Origin of the sequence: Pseudomonas kitaguniensis (genome assembly GCF_009296165.1) — a bacterium.
GTDB lineage: Bacteria > Pseudomonadota > Gammaproteobacteria > Pseudomonadales > Pseudomonadaceae > Aquipseudomonas > Aquipseudomonas kitaguniensis.
In genome coordinates, this window is sequence record NZ_VUAZ01000059.1 from 1 (window position 1) to 1,245 (window position 1,245).

Genomic DNA, 1,245 nt, shown 5'->3' on the forward strand with positions numbered 1-1,245 from the left:
CGGGTGTTCATGGGCAAATCTACCGCGTTAGCTCAACGGTGACTCCGGCAAGCGCCTGACCCATTACAGCCTTACGCTGGTGCCGCAGTTGGCCTATCTGGCGCACCGCACCAACCAGCGCATTTTCCAACAACACAGCGTCCCGCACATCATCGCGCTGATTCTTGAAGAGCATGGCATCCAGGGTGACGCCTACCACTTTCACATGGGCTCGACCTATCCGGTTCGCGATTACTGCGTGCAGTACAACGAGTCAGACCTGCTGTACATCCACCGTTTGTGCTGGGAAGAGGGTATTCACTATCACTTTCAGCACTCGCCAAACGGCCACGTACTGGTATTGGGTGACGACCAAACCATATTCCCCAAGCTGAGCAGCCCCACAGCCTACGTGCAGGACACCGGGCTGGTCGCTGACGAACCCGTAATCAAGCGTTTTAACCTGCGTTTTGCGGCGCGTACCAGCCGCACAACGCGACGTGATTACAATTTCGAGAAGGCCCGCATCACGCTCCAGGCGAGCTATCGTCCGCCAGCCCAAGACGGCCAGCCGGACCTGGAAGACTACCAATACCCCGGTGGTTTTACTCAGCGCACACGCGGCCAGTTGTTGAGCCAGCGGGCTCTGGAACGCCATCGCGCAGATTACCGTCAGGCCGAGGGTAAAAGTGATCAACCCACGCTGGTCAGCGGGCATTTTTTACCGCTGTCGCAACACCCGCGAAATGACTGGAATGACCTTTGGTTGCTCACCTCGATTGGCCACGAAGGCCTGCAACCGGCTGTTCTGGAGGAGAGCCTTGCGAGCGACACCCGTGAGCACAAAGACGCCTTCGTTCAGGGTTATCGCAACACGTTTACGGCCACGCCGTGGGACGTGTTCTATCGCTCGCAACAGGCTTACCGGAAGCCGCGGATATTCGGCTGTCAGACCGCATTGGTGACTGGTCCCAAAGGCGAATCTATCCACTGTGACCGACACGGAAGGGTCAAGGTACAGTTTTATTGGGACCGAGAAGGTCAGGCCGATGACAAAAGCAGTTGTTGGCTGCGTGTCGCCTCCAGTTGGGCGGGCGACAGCCATGGGGCGGTGACCATTCCTCGGGTCGGCATGGAGGTTCTGGTTTCATTCCTCGAGGGCGACCCCGACCGCCCGGTGATCAGTGGTTGCCTGAGTAACAGCGCTAACCCCGTGCCCTACGAACTGCCCGCCCACAAAACCCGCAGCGTGTTTCGCAGCCGCAG

Annotated in this window: 1 pseudogene; it reads left to right on the top strand. The window is 58.7% G+C overall.

From position 1 onward, the window contains the following. Positions 1 to 1,245, top strand: a pseudogene (gene tssI, locus F0169_RS11570) (type VI secretion system tip protein TssI/VgrG); the annotation flags it as partial.